Here is a 16025-nt window from a genome sequence, read left to right as displayed (position 1 = left end):
TTAATTCACCGCCTCCGTCATGCTTAGGAAAAGGCATGATGGAGGCAATAATGAAGGCAAAAAAACTCACGGAAGCGGACGTCACGGCAGAATCCGTTTTTATGCTCCAGCGCCGCCAGGTGCTGAAAATGTTAGGCATCAGCACGGCTGCACTGACGCTCGCACCCAGCGCGCAGGCTGATTTGCTTAGCTGGTTTAAGGGGAACGACAGACCGCCCGCGCCGTCCGGTAAAGCGCTGGATTTCTCAAAACCCGCTGAGTGGCAAAACACACTGACGCTCACCCCGGAAGATAAAGTCACCCGTTACAACAACTATTATGAGTTCGGGCTGGATAAAGCCGACCCGGCGGCAAACGCCGGAAGCCTGAAAACCGATCCCTGGACGCTGACCATCGATGGTGAAGTGGCAAAACCGCTGACGCTCGATCACGACGATCTCACCAAACGTTTCCCGCTTGAACAGCGCATTTATCGCATGCGCTGCGTGGAGGCCTGGTCAATGGTAGTGCCGTGGATTGGCTTTCCGCTGCATAAGCTGTTGGCGCTGGTTGAACCCACCAGCAACGCAAAATACGTTGCCTTTAAAACTATCTATGCGCCGGAGCAGATGCCCGGCCAGAAAGACCGCTTTATCGGTGGCGGTCTTGCCTACCCTTATGTAGAAGGCCTGCGCTTAGACGAAGCAATGCACCCTCTGACGCTGCTTACCACCGGCGTTTACGGTAAAGCTCTGCCGCCGCAAAACGGCGCACCGATTCGCCTGACCGTACCGTGGAAATATGGCTTCAAAGGGATCAAATCGATTGTCAGCATTAAGCTGACCCGTGAACGTCCGCCCTGCACCTGGAATCTGGCGGCGCCGGATGAATACGGATTTTTCGCCAACGTGAACCCTCATGTCGATCACCCACGCTGGTCGCAGGCTACTGAACGTTTTATCGGCTCCGGTGGCGTACTGGACGTTAAGCGCCAGCCGACGCTGCTGTTCAACGGCTATGCGGATCAGGTCGCCTCGCTCTATCGCGGGCTTAATTTACGGGAGAATTTCTGAGTGCGATTAACGGCAAAACAGGTCACCTGGCTTAAGGTCATTTTACATCTGGCGGCGTTTTTGCCGTTTGTCTGGCTGTTCTGGGCAGGTTCTCAGGGCTATTTCAGCGCCGATCCTGCTAAGGATATTCAGCACTTTACCGGTCGGATGGCTCTGAAATTACTGCTGGCAACCTTGCTGGTTTCCCCGCTTGCGCGCTACGCTAAACAGCCTTTATTGATACGCACCCGCCGCCTGCTGGGGTTATGGTGCTTTGCCTGGGCAACGCTGCATCTCACCAGCTATGCGCTGCTGGAGCTTGGCATTAACAACCTGGGTCTGTTAGGCCAGGAAGTGGTGAGCCGTCCCTATTTGACGCTTGGGCTGGTGAGCTGGCTGATTTTACTGGCGCTGGCGGCAACCTCTTTCCAGAAAGCACAGCGAAAACTGGGGCCGCGCTGGCAAAAATTACACAACTTCGTTTATCTGGTGGCTATCCTCGCCCCGATTCACTATCTGTGGTCGGTGAAGATCCTCTCCCCGCAGCCGATCCTGTACGCTCTGGCGGCTTTAGCGCTTTTAGCATGGCGATATAAGAAGTTCCGCCAGTGGTGGCGTTAATTCCCGATAATGTGCAGTTTCCCGCAGAACGTCCGCGCTACAGCAGGCTTTTTCGCAATTGAGGTTGATAATCTTCCCTGATAAGACCAGTATTTAGCTGCCAAATGCTACGAAATCGTTATAATGTGCGACTTTGGTTTGCCTGACGGGGGTTTTTGGCTTCTGAAAAGGTGACAAGCGCGCATCGAAGGTATATTTTGTTTTTTACCGGAGAATTGCAGGAGATAGCAGCACAATGGCCGACAAGTTACGCATTTTGCTTTTAAACGGACCGAACCTGAATATGCTCGGCACCCGTGAGCCAGAGAAGTACGGCACCCTGACGTTAGCGGAAATTGTTAACCGTTTAACCGCAGAGGCCGACGCTCTGAATGTAGCTTTAGACCATCTGCAATCTAACGCGGAGTACGCGATTATCGACCGTATTCATCAGGCTAAAGACAAGATTGACTATATCCTGATCAATCCGGCCGCATTCACGCACACCAGCGTGGCGATTCGCGATGCGCTATTGGCGGTCAGTATCCCGTTTATCGAGATTCATCTGAGCAACGTGCACGCCCGCGAGCCGTTCCGCCATCACTCATATCTCTCTGATATCGCTGCCGGCGTCATCTGCGGATTAGGCGCTGACGGCTATTCATACGCTTTACAGACGGCGGTCAAACGCCTGTCACAATCACACTAAACAAAGAGTACGGAACCCACTCATGGATATTCGTAAGATTAAAAAACTGATCGAGCTGGTTGAAGAATCAGGCATCTCCGAACTGGAAATTTCTGAAGGCGAAGAGTCTGTACGCATCAGCCGTTCCGCGCCAAACGCGGGCTTCCCGGTCATGCAGCAGGCCTACGCAGCACCAATGATGCAGCCACAGGTTGCACCAGCGGCAGCACCGGCAGCCGCCGCGGCTGAGGTGCCAGCAGCTAAAGCCGAAATCAGTGGTCACATCGTACGCTCCCCAATGGTTGGTACCTTCTACCGCACCCCAAGCCCGGACGCAAAAGCGTTCATCGAAGTGGGCCAGAAGGTCAACGTGGGTGACACCCTTTGCATCGTTGAAGCAATGAAAATGATGAACCAGATCGAAGCCGACAAAGCGGGTACCGTTAAGGCTATTCTGATCGAAAGTGGTCAACCGGTAGAATTTGACGAGCCGCTGGTCGTCATCGAGTAACGAGGCGAACATGCTGGATAAAATTGTCATTGCTAACCGTGGCGAAATTGCACTGCGTATTCTTCGTGCCTGTAAAGAACTGGGCATCAAGACCGTCGCCGTACACTCCACCGCGGATCGCGATTTAAAACACGTACTGCTGGCGGATGAGACGGTCTGTATCGGCCCGGCTCCGTCCGTAAAAAGCTACCTGAATATCCCGGCTATCATCAGCGCCGCTGAAATCACCGGTGCGGTGGCTATCCATCCGGGTTACGGCTTCCTGTCCGAAAACGCCAACTTTGCTGAGCAGGTTGAACGTTCCGGCTTTATCTTCATCGGCCCGAAAGCTGACACCATTCGCCTGATGGGTGACAAAGTGTCTGCCATCACCGCGATGAAAAAAGCAGGCGTTCCGACCGTGCCTGGCTCCGATGGCCCGCTGGGCGATGACATGGACGCTAACCGCGCCCACGCCAAACGCATCGGCTACCCGGTTATCATCAAAGCCTCAGGCGGCGGCGGCGGTCGCGGTATGCGCGTTGTGCGCAGCGACGCTGAGCTGGCTCAGTCCATCTCCATGACTAAAGCGGAAGCGAAAGCGGCTTTCAGCAACGACATGGTGTACATGGAAAAATACCTGGAAAATCCTCGTCACATCGAGATCCAGGTATTGGCCGACGGCCAGGGCAACGCAATCTATCTGGCTGAACGTGACTGCTCCATGCAGCGTCGTCACCAGAAAGTTGTCGAAGAGGCACCAGCGCCGGGCATTACCCCGGAACTGCGTCGCTACATCGGCGAACGTTGCGCCAAAGCCTGTGTGGATATCGGCTACCGCGGGGCAGGTACCTTCGAGTTCCTGTTCGAAAACGGCGAGTTCTATTTCATCGAGATGAACACCCGTATCCAGGTTGAACATCCGGTTACCGAGATGATCACCGGCGTGGATCTGATCAAAGAGCAGCTGCGTATCGCTGCCGGTCAGCCGCTGTCTATCAAGCAAGAGGAAGTGCAGGTTCGCGGCCATGCGGTGGAATGCCGTATCAACGCCGAAGACCCGAACACCTTCCTGCCAAGCCCGGGTAAAATCACGCGCTTCCACGCACCAGGCGGTTTCGGCGTGCGTTGGGAATCTCATATCTACGCTGGCTATACCGTGCCGCCGTACTATGACTCAATGATTGGCAAGCTCATTTGCTACGGGGAAACCCGTGACGTGGCGATCTCCCGCATGAAGAACGCCCTGCAGGAGCTGATCATCGACGGCATCAAAACCAACGTTGATCTGCAGATGCGTATTATGAGCGACGAGAACTTCCAGCATGGTGGCACCAACATCCACTATCTGGAGAAAAAACTCGGTATGTACGAGAAGTAATTTTCCGTACAGCGCAAAGGGCCGGATCTTCCGGCCTTTTTCTTTTTCTCTCCCCTTGCCAGCCCCTTAAGGTACAATCCCCGCTTTCCATTGACCCCGGGAGCCTTATGGACGCGCGTTTTGTTCAGGCCCACAAAGAAGCCCGCTGGGCATTGTGGCTTACTCTCCTCTATCTCGCTGCATGGTTGGCGAGTGCTTACATACCAAATTCAATGCAGGGCTTTACCGGTTTGCCGCACTGGTTTGAAATGGCCTGTCTGCTGATCCCGCTGGTCTTTATTCTGCTGTGCTGGGCGATGGTGAAGTTTATCTATCGCGATATTCCGCTGGAGGATAACGATGCAAGCTGAGGTGATCCTGCCGCTTATTGCCTACCTGTTTGTGGTATTTGGCCTGTCGGTCTATGCAATGCGCAAACGCACTACCGGTACCTTCCTCAACGAATATTTTCTCGGCAGCCGCTCGATGGGCGGGTTTGTCCTGGCGATGACGTTGACCGCAACCTATATCAGCGCCAGTTCGTTTATCGGCGGACCGGGTGCCGCCTACAAATACGGGCTGGGCTGGGTATTGCTGGCGATGATTCAGCTCCCTGCCGTATGGCTGTCGCTTGGCGTACTGGGGAAAAAATTCGCCATTCTTGCCCGTCGCTACAACGCGGTGACGCTGAACGATATGCTGTTTGCCCGCTATCGGAGCCGCCTGCTGGTGTGGCTGGCGAGCCTCAGCCTGCTGGTCGCATTTATCGGCGCCATGACCGTGCAGTTCATCGGCGGCGCGCGACTGCTGGAAACCGCCGCAGGCATTCCCTACGAAACCGGTTTGCTGATTTTCGGCATTAGTATCGCGCTCTACACCGCCTTTGGTGGCTTCCGCGCCAGCGTCCTGAATGACGCCATGCAGGGGTTGGTGATGCTGATCGGTACGATCGTACTGCTCGTCGGTATTGTGCATGCCGCAGGCGGGCTCAGCCACGCCGTGCAAACGCTGGAGCAGATAGATCCGAAGCTCGTGACGCCGCAGGGCGCAGACGACATCCTGTCCCCGACCTTTATGACCTCTTTCTGGGTGCTGGTCTGTTTTGGCGTTATCGGCCTGCCGCACACTGCGGTGCGCTGCATTTCCTACAAAGACAGTAAAGCGGTGCATCGCGGCATTATTCTCGGCACGATCGTGGTTGCCATTCTGATGCTGGGGATGCATCTGGCAGGTGCACTGGGACGCGCCGTGATCCCGGACCTGAGCGTACCCGATTTAGTGATCCCGACCCTGATGGTGAAAGTACTGCCGCCGTTTGCCGCCGGGATCTTCCTTGCCGCGCCGATGGCCGCCATTATGTCGACGATCAACGCGCAGCTGTTGCAGAGTTCCGCTACGATCATCAAAGATCTGTATCTGAACCTGCATCCGGAACAGGTGGCTAACGAAAAGCGCCTGAAGCGGATGTCCGCGGTGATTACGCTGGTACTTGGGGCGCTGCTGCTGCTGGCCGCCTGGCGACCGCCGGAGATGATCATCTGGCTGAACCTGCTGGCATTCGGCGGACTTGAAGCGGTCTTCCTGTGGCCGCTGGTGCTGGGCCTCTATTGGGAGCGGGCCAACGCGGCAGGCGCGCTGAGCGCGATGATTGTCGGCGGCGTGCTGTACGCCGTGCTCGCTACTCTGAAAATTCAGTACCTGGGCTTCCATCCGATTGTGCCTTCGTTACTGCTAAGCCTGCTGGCGTTTGTCGTGGGGAACCGTTTCGGTCAGTCCTCGCCACAAGCGACCGTAATTTCTACTGATAAATAAAGAGTTTTGCCATGCCTTGGATCCAACTGAAACTGAACACCACCGGCGCGAACGCTGAGGAACTGAGCGATGCGCTGATGGAAGCGGGCTCCGTGTCCATCACTTTCCAGGACACGCATGATACGCCCGTGTTTGAACCTCTGCCGGGCGAAACCCGCCTGTGGGGCGATACGGATGTTATTGGCCTCTTCGATGCCGAAACCGATATGAAGGAAGTGGTCGCCATCCTCGAACATCATCCGCTGCTTGGCGCAGGCTTTGTTCATAAAATCGAACAGCTGGAAGACAAAGACTGGGAGCGTGAATGGATGGATAACTTCCATCCGATGCAGTTCGGTAAGCGTCTGTGGATCTGCCCAAGCTGGCGCGAAGTGCCGGATGAAAATGCGGTCAACGTGATGCTCGATCCGGGCCTGGCGTTCGGCACCGGCACCCATCCGACGACATCACTGTGCCTGCAATGGCTGGATGGACTCGATCTTGACGGTAAAACCGTGATCGACTTCGGCTGCGGATCCGGGATCCTCGCCATCGCGGCGCTGAAGCTTGGTGCAGCGAAAGCCATTGGGATCGATATCGATCCGCAGGCCATTCAGGCCAGCCGCGATAACGCAGAGCGCAACGGCGTCTCCGATCGCCTGGAGCTGTACCTGCCACAGGATCAGCCAGAAGCCATGAAAGCCGACGTGGTGGTTGCGAATATCCTCGCAGGCCCATTACGTGAGCTGGCACCGTTAATCAGCGTCCTGCCCGTTGAGGGCGGCCTGCTGGGCCTTTCCGGCATCCTTGCCAGCCAGGCCGACAGCGTCTGTGAAGCCTATACCTCGCTGTTCGCACTCGACCCGGTGGTCGAGAAGGAAGAGTGGTGCCGTATCACCGGGGCCCGGCGATAGTTCCGAAATATATGCGTAGCTGAGGCAGCTACGCATTTTCCGCTTTACCCTTACCAAAATCCGGGTGTTAAATCGCCGCGTAGCTCACAGAGCTACGGGCTAATTAACAAATAATTCACCGGACGAATACCATGAAAGACTTTACAGGCAAGGCCGCTCTGCTGGCCTTATCCATCATGCCGCTCGCTGCATTCGCTTCTCACTGGAGTTACGAAGGCAACGAATCACCGGAGCACTGGAGCCAACTGAGCGACGAATTCAAAACCTGCCAGAAAGGCATGAATCAGTCGCCAATCGATATCGACAAAACCCTCAACGCGCATCTGCAACCTCTGGATATTCACTACGGCAAAGGCCCGGATGTGGTGCTAAACAACGGACACACCATTCAGGCAACGGTTGATCCGAAAGCCACCGACAGCATCACTCTGGATGGTCACAGCTACCTGCTGCAGCAATTCCACTTCCACGCCCCTTCTGAGAATACGATTCACGGTAAACACGCCGCCATGGAGATGCATTTAGTGCATAAGAATGCTGCAGGTGAGATTGCAGTGGTCGCCGTGATGTTTGATGTCGGTGCTGCTAACGCCGAGCTGGATAAGCTCTGGAGCGTGATGCCGCAGCAGGCAGAAAACAGTTCACCGGTAAAATCGTCGCTGAATATCAACAAGCTGATTCCGGAAGACAGAACTTACTGGCGCTTTAGCGGATCGTTAACCACGCCACCGTGCTCTGAAGGCGTCACCTGGCTGGTATTTAAGCATCCTCTGACGCTGTCAGCCGCGCAGCTGGCGAAATTTACCCATACAATGCATCACGATAATAATCGTCCGGTTCAGCCTGTGCACGGTCGCGTTGTGATTGAATAAGTGCCAAAAAGGCGTTTCTCATCTTCTGCTGAAATGAGATCCAGCCCGCAATATTCGGGATAATCTGCTGATAAAAACGGCAGGTTATCTCTTTTCTGCTCCGTTTCTGGCAGGAAAAAACGATAAGTTATGCAATTTTTCGACTGTTTAAAAAGAAATCGGAAACATCTAACACAATGATTTAATTGCCGTTAAAATCTACCGCATCCTCATGAGTGGCGATTCCTTGATCTACAACAGAGGATTGCTCAAAGTTTGGCCTTTCATCTCATGCAAAAAATGCGTAATATACGCCGCCTTGCAGTCACAGTATGGTCATTTCTTAACTCATGCGCATCGGACACCACCAGCTCAGAAATCGCCTGATCGCAGCCCCTATGGCAGGTATTACCGACAGGCCATTCAGGACGCTGTGCTACGAGATGGGAGCAGGGTTAACCGTTTCCGAGATGATGTCCTCCAACCCGCAGGTGTGGGAGAGCGACAAGTCTCGTTTACGGATGGTGCACATTGATGAACCCGGTATTCGCACCGTGCAAATTGCCGGAAGCGTGCCTGAAGAGATGGCAGACGCCGCGCGTATCAACGTGGAAAGTGGCGCCCAAATTATTGATATTAATATGGGTTGTCCGGCCAAAAAGGTGAATCGCAAGCTTGCGGGTTCAGCCCTTCTGCAATACCCCGACCAGGTGAAGTCAATCCTGACGGCGGTTGTCAGCGCAGTGGACGTTCCCGTTACGTTGAAGATTCGCACGGGTTGGTCGCCGGAACACCGTAACTGTGTAGAAATTGCCCAACTGGCCGAAGATTGTGGCATTCAGGCCCTGACCATTCATGGACGCACTCGCGCCTGTTTGTTCAACGGCGACGCTGAATACGACAGTATTCGGGCAGTTAAGCAGAAAGTTTCCATTCCGGTTATCGCGAATGGTGACATTACTGACCCGCTTAAAGCCAGAGCTGTGCTCGACTATACGGGAGCTGATGCTCTGATGATAGGACGTGCCGCTCAGGGAAGACCTTGGATCTTTCGGGAAATCCAGCATTATCTGGACACTGGGGAGCTGCTTGCCCCGCTGCCACTGGCAGAGGTTAAGCGCTTGCTTTGTTCGCATGTTCGGGAATTGCATGACTTTTACGGTCAGGCAAAAGGGTACCGAATTGCGCGTAAACACGTATCCTGGTATCTCCAGGAGCACGCTCCAAATGACCAGTTTCGGCGCACATTCAACGCCATAGAGGATGCCAGCGAACAGCTGGAGGCGTTGGAGGCATACTTCGAAAATCTTGCGTAATGAAATAAAGAGCTGACAGAACTATGTTCGAACAACGCGTAAATTCTGACGTACTGACCGTTTCCACCGTTAACTCTCAGGACCAGGTAACTCAAAAGCCCCTGCGTGACTCGGTTAAACAGGCACTGAAGAACTATTTTGCTCAACTGAACGGTCAGGATGTGAATGACCTGTATGAGCTGGTACTGGCTGAAGTAGAACAGCCCCTGTTGGACATGGTGATGCAATACACCCGTGGTAACCAGACCCGCGCTGCCCTGATGATGGGTATCAACCGCGGAACTCTGCGTAAGAAACTGAAAAAATACGGCATGAACTGATACTAATCAGTTAACTTGCTGTTTTAAAAGGCGCTCTTCGGCATGGGGAAGCGCCTTTTTTATTACCTTAAATTCACGAGTTTCCTCCTCTTCCCCCTCCGTACTTTTCGTGTATATTGCCTGCCATTCTCTCCTTCTTTTTCCAGGTGCGGTTATGCTTCGTAAGTGCGGATGGCTGGTCCTTTTCGCGTTGTTCATGTTCCTGTTTGAGGGGCTACTCATGCAGTGGATTGAGCTTATCTCCACCGAAAGCGAGAAATGCCGCAATATGAATTCCGTCAATCCCCTGAAGCTGGTTAACTGTTCCGACCTGGATTAATTGTCTGTCGCTAACATCGGTAAACGCGCCGGTATGCCGCGTGAAAACAAGGGATTTAAATCACTTTGAGTCCCTTCGTGGCGATGGTAATGTCACAGCTCTCCTCCTCCCCTGAACGAACTGACGACACCATGCAGACTGGCCATTACGACCCGACTCTGGTCGCGATCTCCTTTGTCATTGCTATTCTCGCTGCCTGGACCGCACTCAACGTGGCAGGACAAGTCAGGGAAAGCAGGCCTGGCTAAGCGGTGGCGGTGTCGCCATGGGTATTGGCGTCTGGGCGAAGCACTTCATTGGTATGCTGGCAATGGACAGTGCGATAATCATTCGCTACAGCCCTGGCTTGACCACGCTGTCGATGATCATCGCGATTGCCTCTTCCCTTTTTTGCTCTCTGGCTGGCCAGCGTCGCTCGCCTTCGTTTGCGCCGTCTGCTACCGGGTGCCCTGGTGATGGGCTCCGGCGTGGTTTTAATGCACTACACGGGCATAGCATCAATGGCAGTCTCCGCACCCATCACCTGGGATTATCGCTGGGTCTCCCTCTCCGTGGTAATAGCGCAGCTGGCCTCGTCGCTTGCTGGAGCCAATAAAGAGCTGGCGTTACAGGACACATTAACCCGCCAGCCAAACCGGGTGCTGTTTGAAGATCGCCTGAGTCAGGCCATCAGTAAAGCCGACAGGGAGACCAGCCCTTTTGCGCTGATGTTTATGGATCTCGATGGCTTTAAGGCCGTTAACGATGCATTTGGCCACGACGTCAAGGCGCATGGCAGCGCTGTTCTTCGCTGCCCTCCAACGTCATTCAGTGGAACGAAATGATTGATAAGATAAAAAGGTGCTAACTGCGCCTTTTTATTTTCTCTGGATAAAGTGCCTACTCATTTCGCTTAATTTCCAGATTTTATCCTGCATATTTTCTGCATAATTAGCGATATCTTCGCCAAATCCTCCATGATGTTTACATAACTCATAATTTGAGATTATTTGCGCCTCCCGACGTAATCATTCGCAGTGGTAAAATTAGCGCTATTCCGCAAGGTATTCGTTTCATTACCATTGCGGTTAAACAGAGGTAATATCATGAAAAGATTGATTTCAGTTGCATTGCTGACCGCGCTTCTGGCAGGCTGCGCACACGACTCACCTTGTGTGCCGGTTTATGACGATCAGGGGCGGCTGGTTCATACCAACACCTGCATGAAAGGCACCACGCAGGATAACTGGGAAACAGCTGGCGCTATCGCCGGCGGCGCAGCCGCACTTGCGGGCCTGACGCTGGGCATTGTCGCTCTGACGAAATAATACTAAAGCGCGGGGCCTCCCGCGCTTTTGCTTCATGCTGGTGCAGACCTTTTTCAATAAGTAAAAAATCCGCCTCATTTCCGATCTTCATTAACTCTGTTTCGTGTTTTAACGCACAGATTCATAATTAAACGTGATGATTTGCGCATTATCCCGTGAGCAATTTCACATCTTATTATTATTCCTTCTCACACCAATATTAACTCACGAAATCATTTCCTTTTTTTCTCTCAATTCGGAAACTTTTTCGCTCTGTTTTGTGGCGCAGGTTGTAATTTTGCACCATTGCGGGGCGCTTATTTTTTTCTTTCCTGTCTACACTCACTTTATTGCTTCCCCGACACCCAAAATCAGGCGGTTGCAATTCTGGCATTCCCTTTGCTTTACAGGAAATGGCCATGGCCACAGACAGGTTTCGACGTTCTCCCGGACGTCTCTATAACGATAAATTTTCGCCACACAGGATGCTTTATGAAAAAGATGATGATCGCCAGCCTCACAGCGGCGGGCGTACTGTTTGCACTCTCAAATCAGGCACATGCCGGTACCACTTTCGAAGCCGTTAAAAAGAAAGGCTTTGTGCAGTGTGGGATCAGTGACGGATTACCGGGCTTCTCCTATGCGGACGCCGACGGCAAATTTACCGGTATTGATGTGGACGTCTGCCGTGGCGTGGCCGCAGCGGTATTTGGCGATGCCAGCAAGGTAAAATATACCCCGCTGACCGCAAAAGAACGTTTCACCGCATTACAGTCTGGCGAAGTGGATGTGTTATCCCGCAATACCACATGGACCTCTTCCCGTGACGCGGGTATGGGCCTCTCATTCACCGGCGTCACCTATTACGACGGCATCGGCTTCCTGACTCATGACAAAGCCGGGCTGAAAAGCGCGAAAGAGCTCGACGGGGCAACGGTATGTATTCAGGCCGGGACCGATACCGAGCTGAACGTCGCCGATTACTTCAAAGCCAATAACATGAAATACACGCCGGTCACCTTCGACCGCTCTGACGAATCCGCTAAAGCGCTGGAATCCGGACGCTGCGATACCCTGGCATCCGATCAGTCTCAGCTGTACGCGCTGCGCATCAAATTGAGTAAACCAACGGACTGGATCGTTCTGCCGGAAGTGATTTCGAAAGAACCGCTGGGCCCGGTGGTACGTCGTGGCGATGATGAGTGGTTCTCTATCGTACGCTGGACGCTGTTTGCCATGCTGAACGCCGAAGAGATGGGCATCAACTCGAAGAACGTCGACGAGAAGTTTGCCAATCCTTCCACACCGGATATGTCACATCTGCTGGGTAAAGAAGGCGACTTCGGTAAAGACCTGAAGCTGGACAACAAGTGGGCGTACAACATCGTCAAGCAGGTAGGAAACTACGCTGAAATATTTGACCGTAACGTCGGGGCTGACAGCGCGCTGAAGATCAAGCGTGGACAGAACAACCTCTGGAATAACGGCGGGATCCAGTACGCTCCACCGGTTCGCTAAGTTTTATGCTGTGACGGGCACCGCGGCCTGCGGTGCCCAACCTGACGTTCTGGTCATTGAGGTTTTCCTATGTCGCAACGCCGCCTGACCGTAAAAGGATCACTCTCCTTTTCCAACCCCACGGTTCGCGCCTGGCTGTTTCAAATCCTTGCGGTAGTGGCCGTTGCCGCTATTGCTATCTATTTGATACACAACACCATCACTAACCTGGATAACCGTGGCATTACCTCCGGCTTCGCTTTTCTCGACCGAAGCGCAGGTTTTGGCATCGTTCAACACTTAATCGATTATCAGCAGGGCGATACCTATGGCCGGGTGTTCCTGGTCGGTTTGCTCAATACGCTGCTGGTATCGGCTTTATGTATCGTTTTCGCCTCGTTCCTTGGGTTCTTCCTTGGGCTGGCGAGGCTGTCAGATAACTGGCTGCTGCGCAAGCTGTCGACGGTCTATATTGAGACGTTTCGTAATATCCCGCCGCTGCTGCAAATCTTCTTCTGGTACTTCGCCGTATTGCGCAATTTGCCCGGGCCTCGTCAGGCAGTTAGCGCCTTCGATCTGGCTTTTCTCAGCAACCGTGGGCTTTATGTTCCAGCCCCGCAATGGGGAGAGGGTCTTTTTGCGTTTGTCGGGGCGGTGGCGATTGCGCTGTTAATATCCATTGGCTTGTATCGCTACAACAGAACCCATCAGATAAAGACCGGACAGCTGCGCCGCACATGGCCAACTGCGCTTGGGCTCATCATTGCCTTGCCGCTTCTGGCTCACTGGTGTTTTGGCGCGGCGCTGCACTGGGACGTTCCGGTTCTGCGCGGGTTTAACTTCCGCGGCGGCATGGCGTTGATTCCGGAACTGGCAGCCTTAACGCTGGCGCTTTCTGTCTACACCTCCGCGTTTATCGCCGAGATCATTCGCTCTGGTATCCAGGCGGTACCGCACGGCCAGCATGAAGCCGCTCGCTCGCTGGGGTTACCTAATCCGGTCACGCTTCGCCAGGTCATCATTCCGCAGGCGCTGCGCGTGGTGATCCCACCGCTGACCAGCCAGTATCTGAATATTGTCAAAAACTCCTCCCTGGCGGCGGCCATTGGCTATCCCGATATGGTGTCGCTGTTTGCCGGTACGGTGCTGAATCAGACCGGTCAGGCCATCGAAACCATCGCGATCACCATGTCCGTTTATCTCATTATCAGCCTGAGTATTTCGCTGCTGATGAACATCTATAACCGCCGTATGGCATTAATTGAGCGCTAAGGAACGATGATGACAAAAGCACTTCTGTCTCACTCCCCGCGCCCGGCGGGAGCGAAGCGCAATCAGCCGCTGACGTGGATACGCAAGAATTTATTCTCCAGCTGGTCAAACAGCCTGCTGACAATTTTTGCGCTATGGCTGATGTGGGAGCTGATCCCACCGCTGATGAACTGGGCGTTTCTTCAGGCAAACTGGGTGGGAACGACGCGTGCGGACTGCACCAAAGCCGGTGCGTGCTGGGTGTTCATCCATCAACGCTTCGGGCAGTTTATGTATGGCCTGTACCCGCACGATCAGCGTTGGCGGATCAATACCGCATTGATTATCGGTCTGATATCCATTGTGCCTATGTTCTGGAGCGCCATGCCGCGCCGTGGCCGTTACATCGCCGGCTGGGTCGTCATCTATCCCATCGTCGTCTGGTTCCTGCTGTATGGCGGCTTTTTCGGCCTTGAGCGTGTGGAAACTCGCCAGTGGGGTGGCCTGACGCTGACGCTGATTATCGCTTCCGTGGGCATCGCTGGCGCGTTACCGCTTGGCATTCTGCTGGCGCTTGGCCGACGCTCAACTATGCCCATCGTGCGGATCCTGTCGGTGATCTTTATTGAATTCTGGCGCGGCGTGCCGCTCATTACCGTGCTGTTTATGTCGTCGGTCATGCTGCCACTGTTTATGTCTGAAGGCACAAGTATCGACAAACTGATCCGCGCGCTGGTCGGGGTGGTGCTGTTCCAGTCTGCCTATGTTGCGGAAGTGGTTCGTGGAGGTTTGCAGGCTCTGCCGAAAGGGCAGTACGAAGCAGCCAGCTCGCTGGCGCTGGGATACTGGAAAACCCAGGTTCTGGTCATTCTGCCTCAGGCGCTGAAGCTGGTGATCCCGGGGTTAGTCAATACCATTATCGCGCTCTTTAAAGACACCAGTCTGGTGATCATCATCGGTCTGTTTGATCTCTTCAGCAGCGTTCAGCAAGCCACCGTTGATCCGGCCTGGCTCGGGATGTCGACCGAGGGCTACGTTTTCGCTGCACTGATCTACTGGATCTTCTGTTTTAGCATGTCGCGCTACAGCCAGCACCTGGAAAAGCGCTTCAACACCGGGCGTACGCCGCACTGAGGAAACTATGAGCCAAACATTATTACAACCGGCGGATGCGATGATTACGCTGGAAAACGTCAATAAATGGTACGGGCAGTTTCATGTTTTGAAGGATATCAATCTGAACGTGAAACAAGGGGAGCGCATCGTATTATGCGGCCCATCCGGTTCGGGAAAATCAACAACGATTCGCTGTATCAACCACCTGGAAGAGCATCAGCAGGGACGAATTGTGGTTGATGGCATTGAACTGAACGAAGATATTCGCAATATCGAACGCGTTCGTCAGGAAGTCGGGATGGTATTCCAGCACTTCAATTTGTTCCCGCACCTGACCGTACTGCAAAACTGCACCCTGGCGCCAATTTGGGTTCGCAAGATGCCGAAGAAGGAAGCCGAAGCGCTGGCAATGCACTATCTGGAACGCGTACGTATCGCCGAACACGCACATAAATTCCCCGGGCAGATTTCTGGTGGGCAGCAACAGCGCGTCGCAATTGCCCGTTCGCTGTGCATGAAACCCAAAATTATGCTGTTTGACGAGCCGACATCGGCACTCGACCCGGAAATGGTTAAAGAAGTGCTCGACACTATGATTGGCCTGGCGCAGTCGGGTATGACCATGCTCTGCGTAACCCATGAAATGGGCTTTGCCAGAACCGTTGCTGACAGGGTTATCTTTATGGATCGCGGTGAGATCGTTGAGCAGGCCCCGCCGGATCAGTTCTTCGCGAATCCTGAATCTGAGCGCACGAGAGCATTTCTTTCACAGGTCATACACTAATCCTTCCGTGCTTTTGCCCGGTGGCGACTTTGCTTACCGGGCCTACGCCCGGCTTCACATCTGGATTCCAGAATGCAGAAAAGCAAAAAGCCCAGTCATAAGACTGGGCTTTTTGCTTAATTGATGTCTGGCAGTTCCCTACTCTCGCATGGGGAGACCCCACACTACCATCGGCGCTACGGCGTTTCACTTCTGAGTTCGGCATGGGGTCAGGTGGGACCACCGCGCTACTGCCGCCAGACAAATTCTGTTATCTGCCGAACTTCACCGTTAAAACTGGTGCTGATACCCAGAGTCGAACTGGGGACCTCACCCTTACCAAGGGTGCGCTCTACCAACTGAGCCATATCAGCACACTTAATTTGATGCCTGGCAGTTCCCTACTCTCGCATGGGGAGACCCCACACTACC

Annotated in this window: 17 protein-coding genes, 1 tRNA gene, 1 rRNA gene and 1 pseudogene; 18 read left to right on the top strand and 2 right to left on the bottom strand. The window is 53.8% G+C overall.

What is annotated here, in order from left to right; translation table 11 throughout:
* Nucleotides 1-50: 50 nt before the first annotated feature.
* The 18 genes and pseudogenes from msrP (at nt 51) to RTU33_RS03390 (ending at nt 15614) form a co-directional block, all read left to right on the top strand.
* Nucleotides 51-1052 (top strand): protein-methionine-sulfoxide reductase catalytic subunit MsrP, encoded by a 1002-nt coding sequence (gene msrP, locus RTU33_RS03475; RefSeq protein WP_312625318.1) that lies wholly within the window; start codon nt 51-53, stop codon nt 1050-1052.
* A complete protein-coding gene (gene msrQ, locus RTU33_RS03470) occupies nt 1053-1652 on the top strand; it encodes a protein-methionine-sulfoxide reductase heme-binding subunit MsrQ (protein WP_312625317.1) in 600 nt (199 codons plus the stop codon).
* A 235-nt stretch (nt 1653-1887) separates the two neighbouring features.
* Complete coding sequence (gene aroQ, locus RTU33_RS03465; protein WP_312625315.1) at nt 1888-2340, top strand: type II 3-dehydroquinate dehydratase; 453 nt, start codon at nt 1888-1890, stop codon at nt 2338-2340.
* A gap of 22 nt (nt 2341-2362) precedes the next feature.
* The gene (accB, locus tag RTU33_RS03460) at nt 2363-2830 is read left to right on the top strand and encodes an acetyl-CoA carboxylase biotin carboxyl carrier protein (RefSeq protein ID WP_312625314.1); all 468 of its coding nucleotides are present in this window, start codon (nt 2363-2365) and stop codon (nt 2828-2830) included.
* A gap of 10 nt (nt 2831-2840) precedes the next feature.
* Nucleotides 2841-4190, top strand: a complete 1350-nt coding sequence (gene accC / locus RTU33_RS03455; RefSeq protein ID WP_312625312.1) for an acetyl-CoA carboxylase biotin carboxylase subunit — start codon at nt 2841-2843, stop codon at nt 4188-4190.
* A gap of 107 nt (nt 4191-4297) precedes the next feature.
* A complete protein-coding gene (locus tag RTU33_RS03450) occupies nt 4298-4540 on the top strand; it encodes a YhdT family protein (protein WP_312625310.1) in 243 nt (80 codons plus the stop codon).
* On the top strand, nt 4530-5981 hold the full coding sequence (gene panF / locus RTU33_RS03445) for a sodium/pantothenate symporter (RefSeq protein WP_312625308.1): 1452 nt from the start codon (nt 4530-4532) through the stop codon (nt 5979-5981). Before RTU33_RS03450 ends, panF begins: the two co-directional genes overlap by 11 nt.
* Before the next feature lie 11 nt (nt 5982-5992).
* On the top strand, nt 5993-6874 hold the full coding sequence (prmA, locus tag RTU33_RS03440) for a 50S ribosomal protein L11 methyltransferase (protein ID WP_312625306.1): 882 nt from the start codon (nt 5993-5995) through the stop codon (nt 6872-6874).
* 131 nt (nt 6875-7005) lie between these two features.
* Complete coding sequence (locus RTU33_RS03435; RefSeq protein ID WP_312625304.1) at nt 7006-7746, top strand: carbonic anhydrase family protein; 741 nt, start codon at nt 7006-7008, stop codon at nt 7744-7746.
* Nucleotides 7747-8075: 329 nt separating this feature from the next.
* Entirely contained in the window at nt 8076-9041 is a 966-nt protein-coding gene (dusB, locus tag RTU33_RS03430) for a tRNA dihydrouridine synthase DusB (protein ID WP_312625302.1), read from the top strand.
* Nucleotides 9042-9064: 23 nt separating this feature from the next.
* Nucleotides 9065-9361, top strand: a complete 297-nt coding sequence (gene fis, locus RTU33_RS03425) for a DNA-binding transcriptional regulator Fis (RefSeq protein WP_000462905.1) — start codon at nt 9065-9067, stop codon at nt 9359-9361.
* A 154-nt stretch (nt 9362-9515) separates the two neighbouring features.
* Nucleotides 9516-9680, top strand: a complete 165-nt coding sequence (locus RTU33_RS03420; RefSeq protein ID WP_312625300.1) for a DUF2556 family protein — start codon at nt 9516-9518, stop codon at nt 9678-9680.
* Between the two features lie 131 nt (nt 9681-9811).
* A pseudogene (locus RTU33_RS03415) lies at nt 9812-10444 on the top strand (MHYT domain-containing protein); the annotation flags it as partial.
* A 321-nt stretch (nt 10445-10765) separates the two neighbouring features.
* Nucleotides 10766-10987, top strand: a complete 222-nt coding sequence (locus RTU33_RS03410) for a lipoprotein (RefSeq protein WP_038256116.1) — start codon at nt 10766-10768, stop codon at nt 10985-10987.
* Nucleotides 10988-11458: 471 nt separating this feature from the next.
* Nucleotides 11459-12484, top strand: a complete 1026-nt coding sequence (locus tag RTU33_RS03405) for an amino acid ABC transporter substrate-binding protein (RefSeq protein ID WP_312625296.1) — start codon at nt 11459-11461, stop codon at nt 12482-12484.
* Between the two features lie 69 nt (nt 12485-12553).
* Complete coding sequence (locus RTU33_RS03400) at nt 12554-13735, top strand: amino acid ABC transporter permease (RefSeq protein ID WP_312625295.1); 1182 nt, start codon at nt 12554-12556, stop codon at nt 13733-13735.
* A 9-nt stretch (nt 13736-13744) separates the two neighbouring features.
* The gene (locus RTU33_RS03395) at nt 13745-14848 is read left to right on the top strand and encodes an amino acid ABC transporter permease (protein ID WP_312625688.1); all 1104 of its coding nucleotides are present in this window, start codon (nt 13745-13747) and stop codon (nt 14846-14848) included.
* Nucleotides 14849-14855: 7 nt separating this feature from the next.
* The gene (locus tag RTU33_RS03390; protein WP_312625294.1) at nt 14856-15614 is read left to right on the top strand and encodes an amino acid ABC transporter ATP-binding protein; all 759 of its coding nucleotides are present in this window, start codon (nt 14856-14858) and stop codon (nt 15612-15614) included.
* A 125-nt stretch (nt 15615-15739) separates the two neighbouring features.
* Here the strand turns inward: RTU33_RS03390 and rrf are convergent.
* A 5S ribosomal RNA gene (rrf, locus tag RTU33_RS03385) occupies nt 15740-15855 on the bottom strand.
* Between the two features lie 36 nt (nt 15856-15891).
* Nucleotides 15892-15967 (bottom strand) — tRNA-Thr (locus tag RTU33_RS03380).
* Between the last annotated feature and the right edge of the window lie 58 nt (nt 15968-16025).

The organism is Scandinavium sp. (assembly GCF_032012665.1).
Lineage (GTDB): Bacteria > Pseudomonadota > Gammaproteobacteria > Enterobacterales > Enterobacteriaceae > Scandinavium.
This window is presented reverse-complemented; position numbering and strand designations above follow the sequence as displayed.

Bases quoted from the DNA above. Each gene is read 5' to 3' on its own strand.
- msrP (WP_312625318.1), top strand. From the start codon at position 51: ATGAAGGCAAAAAAACTCACGGAAGCGGACGTCACGGCAGAATCCGTT.
- aroQ (WP_312625315.1), top strand. From the start codon at position 1,888: ATGGCCGACAAGTTACGCATTTTGCTTTTAAACGGACCGAACCTGAAT.
- accB (WP_312625314.1), top strand. From the start codon at position 2,363: ATGGATATTCGTAAGATTAAAAAACTGATCGAGCTGGTTGAAGAATCA.
- accC (WP_312625312.1), top strand. From the start codon at position 2,841: ATGCTGGATAAAATTGTCATTGCTAACCGTGGCGAAATTGCACTGCGT.
- RTU33_RS03450 (WP_312625310.1), top strand. From the start codon at position 4,298: ATGGACGCGCGTTTTGTTCAGGCCCACAAAGAAGCCCGCTGGGCATTG.
- panF (WP_312625308.1), top strand. From the start codon at position 4,530: ATGCAAGCTGAGGTGATCCTGCCGCTTATTGCCTACCTGTTTGTGGTA.
- prmA (WP_312625306.1), top strand. From the start codon at position 5,993: ATGCCTTGGATCCAACTGAAACTGAACACCACCGGCGCGAACGCTGAG.
- RTU33_RS03435 (WP_312625304.1), top strand. From the start codon at position 7,006: ATGAAAGACTTTACAGGCAAGGCCGCTCTGCTGGCCTTATCCATCATG.
- dusB (WP_312625302.1), top strand. From the start codon at position 8,076: ATGCGCATCGGACACCACCAGCTCAGAAATCGCCTGATCGCAGCCCCT.
- fis (WP_000462905.1), top strand. From the start codon at position 9,065: ATGTTCGAACAACGCGTAAATTCTGACGTACTGACCGTTTCCACCGTT.
- RTU33_RS03420 (WP_312625300.1), top strand. From the start codon at position 9,516: ATGCTTCGTAAGTGCGGATGGCTGGTCCTTTTCGCGTTGTTCATGTTC.
- RTU33_RS03410 (WP_038256116.1), top strand. From the start codon at position 10,766: ATGAAAAGATTGATTTCAGTTGCATTGCTGACCGCGCTTCTGGCAGGC.
- RTU33_RS03405 (WP_312625296.1), top strand. From the start codon at position 11,459: ATGAAAAAGATGATGATCGCCAGCCTCACAGCGGCGGGCGTACTGTTT.
- RTU33_RS03400 (WP_312625295.1), top strand. From the start codon at position 12,554: ATGTCGCAACGCCGCCTGACCGTAAAAGGATCACTCTCCTTTTCCAAC.
- RTU33_RS03395 (WP_312625688.1), top strand. From the start codon at position 13,745: ATGACAAAAGCACTTCTGTCTCACTCCCCGCGCCCGGCGGGAGCGAAG.
- RTU33_RS03390 (WP_312625294.1), top strand. From the start codon at position 14,856: ATGAGCCAAACATTATTACAACCGGCGGATGCGATGATTACGCTGGAA.